At 57.3% G+C, this 6,199-nt stretch carries 4 protein-coding genes and 2 pseudogenes; 4 read left to right on the top strand and 2 right to left on the bottom strand.

Translation table 11 applies throughout. The features are described 5' to 3' along the window. Window positions 1-233, bottom strand: a pseudogene (locus AC1D1L_RS31515) (hypothetical protein); the annotation flags it as partial. Between the two features lie 90 nt (window positions 234-323). Here AC1D1L_RS31515 and AC1D1L_RS31510 point away from each other — a divergent pair. Continuing rightward, window positions 324-566: a transposase domain-containing protein gene (locus AC1D1L_RS31510; RefSeq protein WP_477345304.1), complete on the top strand. Its 243-nt coding sequence runs from the start codon at window positions 324-326 to the stop codon at window positions 564-566. A 432-nt stretch (window positions 567-998) separates the two neighbouring features. Here AC1D1L_RS31510 and AC1D1L_RS31505 read toward each other — a convergent pair whose 3' ends face one another. Continuing rightward, window positions 999-1,211, bottom strand: a complete 213-nt coding sequence (locus AC1D1L_RS31505; RefSeq protein ID WP_477345302.1) for a hypothetical protein — start codon at window positions 1,209-1,211, stop codon at window positions 999-1,001. A gap of 515 nt (window positions 1,212-1,726) precedes the next feature. Here AC1D1L_RS31505 and AC1D1L_RS31500 point away from each other — a divergent pair. The 3 genes and pseudogenes from AC1D1L_RS31500 (at window position 1,727) to AC1D1L_RS31490 (ending at window position 6,197) form a co-directional block, all read left to right on the top strand. Beyond that, the gene (locus AC1D1L_RS31500) at window positions 1,727-2,947 is read left to right on the top strand and encodes an ATP-grasp domain-containing protein (protein WP_477345301.1); all 1,221 of its coding nucleotides are present in this window, start codon (window positions 1,727-1,729) and stop codon (window positions 2,945-2,947) included. Window positions 2,948-3,692: 745 nt separating this feature from the next. After that, window positions 3,693-4,622, top strand: a complete 930-nt coding sequence (locus AC1D1L_RS31495; RefSeq protein ID WP_477345300.1) for a 2-oxoglutarate and iron-dependent oxygenase domain-containing protein — start codon at window positions 3,693-3,695, stop codon at window positions 4,620-4,622. 387 nt (window positions 4,623-5,009) lie between these two features. Continuing rightward, window positions 5,010-6,197 (top strand): annotated as a pseudogene (locus AC1D1L_RS31490) (IS256 family transposase). Window positions 6,198-6,199: the final 2 nt, after the last annotated feature.

The raw sequence follows: 6,199 nt of genomic DNA, 5'->3' as shown, positions 1-6,199 counted from the left end.
GGATTTGCGCCCATCAAAGCAGGACCAAAGTATTCGTCGACCGCTGATTTGGTCTCGGCCAACGTTTCGGTCACCACGGGCCAGGGACCACACTCCCCAATACCTACAATACCATCATCGGTATATATCCGAACAAAAATGTTCGCAATTCGGTCTATCGCACCGATCCCGGTCCGGACCACCTTTTTAACTGGAATCTCGATGATTCTACTTTCAATTCGCACAATCAGCATTAATCTGCTTCCTCTAAGTTCGCATCCTGATGAATGTGACATTGCCGGACGCCGGTGACAAAGGTATGCATTACCGTAAGGATTCGCTCGTTGCGGGTCATGACGACGGCGGAGCCGGGTTGGGCCCGCATCGCTTCGCTTGCACTCAACAACCTCGATCCTTATGCCTATCTGAAGGCTACCCGGACGCGATCGCCGCTGACCATCCGCAAATCGGGCATCGACAAACTCCTGCCTTGGGCCGGTCTGCGGCCTGATCGCAGCGCCATGGCCGGTGACCACAGCGTACCGCTACACGCGCGCCAAAGCTTGCAACAAACTTTGCAACCTTAACGCTGACCCCGGCCGCGCTTCCAGGCGTGACCGGTCAGGCCACCGCTTACCTTTCCCGCATAATGGGCCAACAAGATTATTAGTTAACGAGCATAAATCCTCTATTTGGGCTTACATTTGACCGTTGCATTGAAAGTACCACAACCGGCGCCTCGCAAACGCAAAGGTTTTGCAAATTTGTCTACTCTCGTAATATCAGCACAGCGACGCCCGACTCCGTCGGCGATTTGTAGACTGCGACACAGTCCCCAGTCGAATCGAGCCCGGGCCAGTGCTCGCCTGGGAACGGGAACACAGCCTAATTTCTACGTGTCTTCTTCAAATATCCGTCAGACGCTCCGCGACCAAGGCCTGCACGATGGCGCCCCGGCTCCGCACCGTGACTTCGCCGCGAACCACAAGTCTGCGCATATCTCTCGACGCCAGCGTTCGCTATGCTGCCTCCTTGACGGCGCTCAGGAATTGCTGGGTGCGCTTGCACTGCGGGTTGCCGAACAACTGCTCCGGCGTGCCCTGCTCCTCGCTCCTGCCGCCGAAGAAGAAGCAGACACTGTCGGCGATGTCGCTGGCGAAGCCTATCTGGTGAGCGACCATCAGCATGGTCAACCTGTGGTCCGACACCAGCCGACGGATGACCTTCGTCACCTCGCCGATGACCTCCGGACTGCAGCTCCAATGTCACCTCGTAGAAGAGCATGACCCTTGGGCCGGTCGTGGTCGAGTAGCTCAGCCATTCGGCTTTCGCTCTCACAGATCCGGGCTGGCGGATTTTCCGCACCCGGCTCTCCCGAGAGTAGCCCCCGTCATATCCGTGCGCGTGCGCCCAAGTTCGGGGGATGCGCGAAGTTGCCAGGGGAGCATGCCGTCAGGGCCTCGAACTCCGACCAGCCCATCTCGTCGGCTTTTCTACCTGCACCTCTCAAACCCAGTCAATCCGACGCACTTCCCGGTAGAATCCGCTGCGCGCTATGTTTGTGCGGCCTGCCGTAGCTTCCTTGGGCGAAGCCCAACCGTTGCAGACCCTTCGCATAAATATACACAATCTTTGCAACTGCAAATCGTCAAAGATGCTACTTCACTTCTGATGTCAGGCACAGCTGAACAGGCGGGTGCCGATTTTGCTCCTATAGGTAGCAAGCAACACGAGGAGGAGACGGAGAATGGCAAGAAACGCGCTCATCCTGATCGAAGGTCACAGGGGTAATGGTCCGCTCTACGTCCAAGCGGCTCAGCGTCTTGGTCTTCATCCAATCACACTGTCGGCTGATCCGACTCAGTACGAGTATCTTGCAGCGGAAAAGGTCGAGACAATCCTTATAGATACAGACAATCTCGATGCGCTAATCCAAGAATGTTCCCGGCTGCGGGATACGTATGGCATTGCCGGCATTACCGGCTTTGCCGGCCATGACGAGTCGGTCTCTGCGACAGTTGGTAAGCTCTGTCGGTATTTTGATAGACCGGGACCCAATCCAGCGTCGATTGAACAATGCCGCGACAAATTCGTTCAACGTCAGCTCCTCGCCGAGGCCGGCGTGGAAATACCTGCTTATCGCGTGGCAGCGAATGCGGCGGACGTGGAAAGCTCCGCTGCGGAGATCGGCCTGCCTGTGATTGTTAAGCCAGCCGTGGGCAGTGGCAGCATGGGTGTGCGATTGTGCCGCAGCACCGACGAGTTGGTCGAACATACGGCCTATTTGTTGGACGGGAAGCACGTATGGCGCTCTCCGCCGAAGGTATTGGTGGAAGAATTTGCACAAGGCCCTGCATATTACGCTGCAGTAATGGGACATGAAGTCGTTGCGGTTGGCGCTGCTGACTACGATCCGCCTCCGCATTTCGTCTATCGGGAGTGCACTATTCCGGCGCGGCTGATTGATGAGGAGCATAAGCGTATCGTCGATGTTTCGCTGAGCTGTTTGCCAGCTCTCGGCCTCGACTGGGGGCCAAAAAGTATTGAAGTCCGGTGGACCAAACGCGGGCCAGTCGTCATTGAAGTCAATCCGCGTCTTAGTGGTGCGCCCACTCCTCAACTGATTAAGTTGGCTTACGGTGTCGATCTCATTACCGAGCACATAAAGCTCGTTATCGGCGACAAACCGAACCTGCGCAAAGGAGAATCGCAGGTTGCGGCTGTGCGATTTCTTGTCGCTGATAGCGATGGCACTCTTGATTGGATTGATAACGCGAGCCAGGCAGCTGCTGTAATAGGTGTCGCCGACGTCAGATTGTATGTGGAGCCTAAGGCGCCAATCGTCAGGAAAGGCGATTATCGAGACTGCATCGGACATGTCGTCGCCGCTTCACCCAGCCATGCTCAGACGGAAGCCAYCCTGCAGCGTGCCGTCGCCTCAATCGGTTGGTCGATAACACCACCGTGATGGCTTTCCTGGCGTCGGTCGACTGCACCGTCTGAATTACTGCGGACTACTTTATAACGTCACAATTCAAGTATTAATCTGCAATTTTCGATAGGAATAAAAAACTTTGAATTTAGGTTTGCTTAGGAAGCGCCTGCATCGCCCATGACAAGGCCACGGCCGCGGCGGCACTCGCCTTCAGGCTCGTCTCACTCCCGTCCGCGACGCAACGGCATATCCGCGGCACGGTGAAAACGCTGAAACGGACCAACCCGAAAGGTCATTCTGCCCACCGCCGAAACCGTCTGGCCCTGCTGCCGAAATGGCTCGACGACTACCACAAAATCCAACCGCATCCGGCTTCCGCTTCGTCTCACCACGCGAGTTCAGGGCGAAGGCCGCAGGTGCTTCATGCAACCCGCTGCCTGTCTCAAACGAGGGGACCCCTCAGCTAATCCTTCATTGGAAGATTCCTCCAATACTAATTCCTTGAGATTGGCCGACTCCGAACCTTACCTGCTGTAATATTAAGCCACACGCTACAAAACTTCAATGATCTCATCACATTATATTAACAGATTGTGTATTGTCGTATGAAACCAATAGATCTATATAGGAACTACATCTTTTGAGAGGCGTCTTCTGCAGGGGAATCCCTGCGCCGATACACTGTCAAGGCGACAGCAAATCCATAGGAAGAAGGATGCGGGCCTGAGGTTTTTCCAAGCAGCCCTATAAGGCAAAGGCACCAATGAAGGAGCGAATAATGACCACACTACCGGAAATCTCGCTGGCAAAACTGACGTCCGATGCAACGCGGAGTGATGAGCGACGGAGCCTGCAAACGGCCTGCCAAGAGTACGGGTTCTTTTACCTTGTTGAGCACGGCATCCCGAAGGAACAGATTGCACAAGCCATCGAGGCTTCCCGGCGGTTCTTCGCCTTGCCTCAGTCGATCAAGGAACGCTACAGTCACGCCTCTCAAGCCGTGTACCCCGCTGTCGCCCGTGGATACAGTCCGTTGCACGGCGAAATACTACATCCCGACGCCCACACTGATCCAAAGGAATTGTTTGGCCTCGGAATCGAGAACGAAGGGGACCGGCGTCCTTTTGCCGGAATCACGCGTTTTCCTGACGACACATTGGCTCCAGGTTTCGCGCGAAGCCTGCTCGTTTTGCAGGCTACCGTGCTCAACCAGGTTGTTCCGCAAATCGGGACCGCGCTCGCCGACCTGATCGAAATGGAACAGGGTTGGTTCGAACGCCATTTCAGCCCGCCGACGCTCATGCAACGCGTGATCCGATATCCAGCTCGTGGCGGCACGTGCGGCAAGCACACCGACGGTGGCTTCTTCACGCTTCTGCTGCAGGAGGAGCTCCCCACGCGATCGTTGCAGGTCTGGTTCCACGGGCGCTGGGTGCCAGCGCCGAGCCTGCCCAATAGCCTCGTAGTCAATTTGGGAGACATGTTTCAGGTCTTGAGTGACGACCGCTTTAAGAGTACGCCGCATCAGGTCGCGCACAGTGGTCTGAGTGACCGAATTTCGCTTCCCTTCTTTATTTATCCCGATATCGACGCTCGCCTGACCTCGCGGCAAGAGCGGCACGCCTTCAGTGTCGCGGAAATGATGCTGCGCAACATGGAGTCAGTCGAAAACGGCAATGGCGCCGGACGCGCGAGAGAGTTGCAGTGATCTTCTGAAGGCAGGCAATTCATGCCGACGACGCGGTGCACCTCAGCGCGTGTGGGAAAACTCTCCCACAGATAAATTCGTAGGCCGTCGCGCTAAAGCGCGGCGGCCTGCAACGCGCCTAGGTATCGCCTAAATTGTGGCGGCACGAGACTCCGCTGCAGCACGCCCTCACACGAGGACCCTTCGGCTATAGTTCGCGGAACCCCGCGAAGAAACGGGTCGGGCTTGGCCTTAGCGTTTTAATCCACGACCAAGAGGTCGTAAGGGGTAATGCCCTGAAGGTTCTGCAAAAAGCTCTGGACAGAGAACGGCGGTTGCTCCGAGGCGAGAGCGGCCATGGCACGCTGGTGACGTTGCAATCACCGATTCTCATGGAAGGGGAGTGTCATGACCAATCGAGAAGTTAGACTGAGCAGAGGCGAGTTGAAAGCGTTGCTGTTGTCGGATGAGGACGGGTTTGGCAAGGCATTGCAGAGTGTGGTGCAGGAGGCTCTGGAGGCCGAGATGACGGAGGCGCTCGGGGCCGAGAAAGACGAGCGGACGGCGGAGCGGGTTGGTTACCGCTCGGGCTATTACGAACGCAAGCTTGTGACGCGGGTTGGGGTCCTGGAACTTCGCGTTCCGCAGAATCGGGCCGGCCGGTTCTCGACGGACTTGTTTGAGCGTTATCAGCGCGCGGAGAAGGCATAGGTGTCGGCGCTGCTCGAGATGTACGTGCAAGGCGTGTCGACCCGCAAGGTCAAGGCGATCACCGAGGAGCTATGCGGCCATTCCTTCTCGGCCTCGACGGTGAGCGAGGTGACGGCGCGGCTGGATCAAGCGCTGAAGGCGTTCTTTGAGCAGCGGCTTGCCGAACCTTACCCGTACCTCATTCTGGATGCCGCGCTACGAGCGGGCGCGCGAAGCCGGCGTGATCGCCAGCCAGGCGGTGCTGGTGGCGATCGGCGTCGACTGGGAGGGCCGGCGCCAGTGTCGAACTGGCCAACCGTGAGAGCCATTCGAGCTGGCGCGCGTTCGTGGCAGGGCTCAAGCAGCGCGGGCGCGCCGAGTTCGTCGTCTCCGATGACCATCCGGGGCTCAGGGCAGCGATCCGCGAAGTCCTGCCCGAGCCAGTTTGGCAGCGATTTTTACGTGCTCTTCCTCAGAAACGCGCTCGATTATGTGCCGCGCAAGGTCGATGACGACTGCCTGATGGAGCTCAGATGGTTCTATGACCGGCGCGACCTAGCCGAGGTTAAGCGCGACCCGGCGCAGTGGATCGCCAAATGGCAGGCCAAATACCCGAAATTAGTGAACTGGGTAGAGGACAATATCGAGGAGACGCTAAGCTTCTATCGGCTGCGCTTGCCCATCACAAGCACATGAACTCGACGAACATGCTGGAGCGGCTCAATCAGGAGATCAAGCGGCGAACCCTGATCATCCGCATCTTCCCCAGTCAGCAGAGCTGTCTGCGGCTGGTTCGGGCATTGGCGGCGGAGATCCACGAGAACTGGCTCGAGGCGACCCGCTACCTCAAACATGGATCATCTGCGCGAGCACAACAAGGAGAGCTTAAAGGCATTGGCCGCCTGAAC

This window comes from Mesorhizobium sp. P2_D6 (assembly GCF_056404315.1).
This window is presented reverse-complemented; position numbering and strand designations above follow the sequence as displayed.

Coding starts and splice junctions, on each gene's coding strand:
- AC1D1L_RS31495 (WP_477345300.1), top strand. CDS start 3,693: ATGACCACACTACCGGAAATCTCGCTGGCAAAACTGACGTCCGATGCA.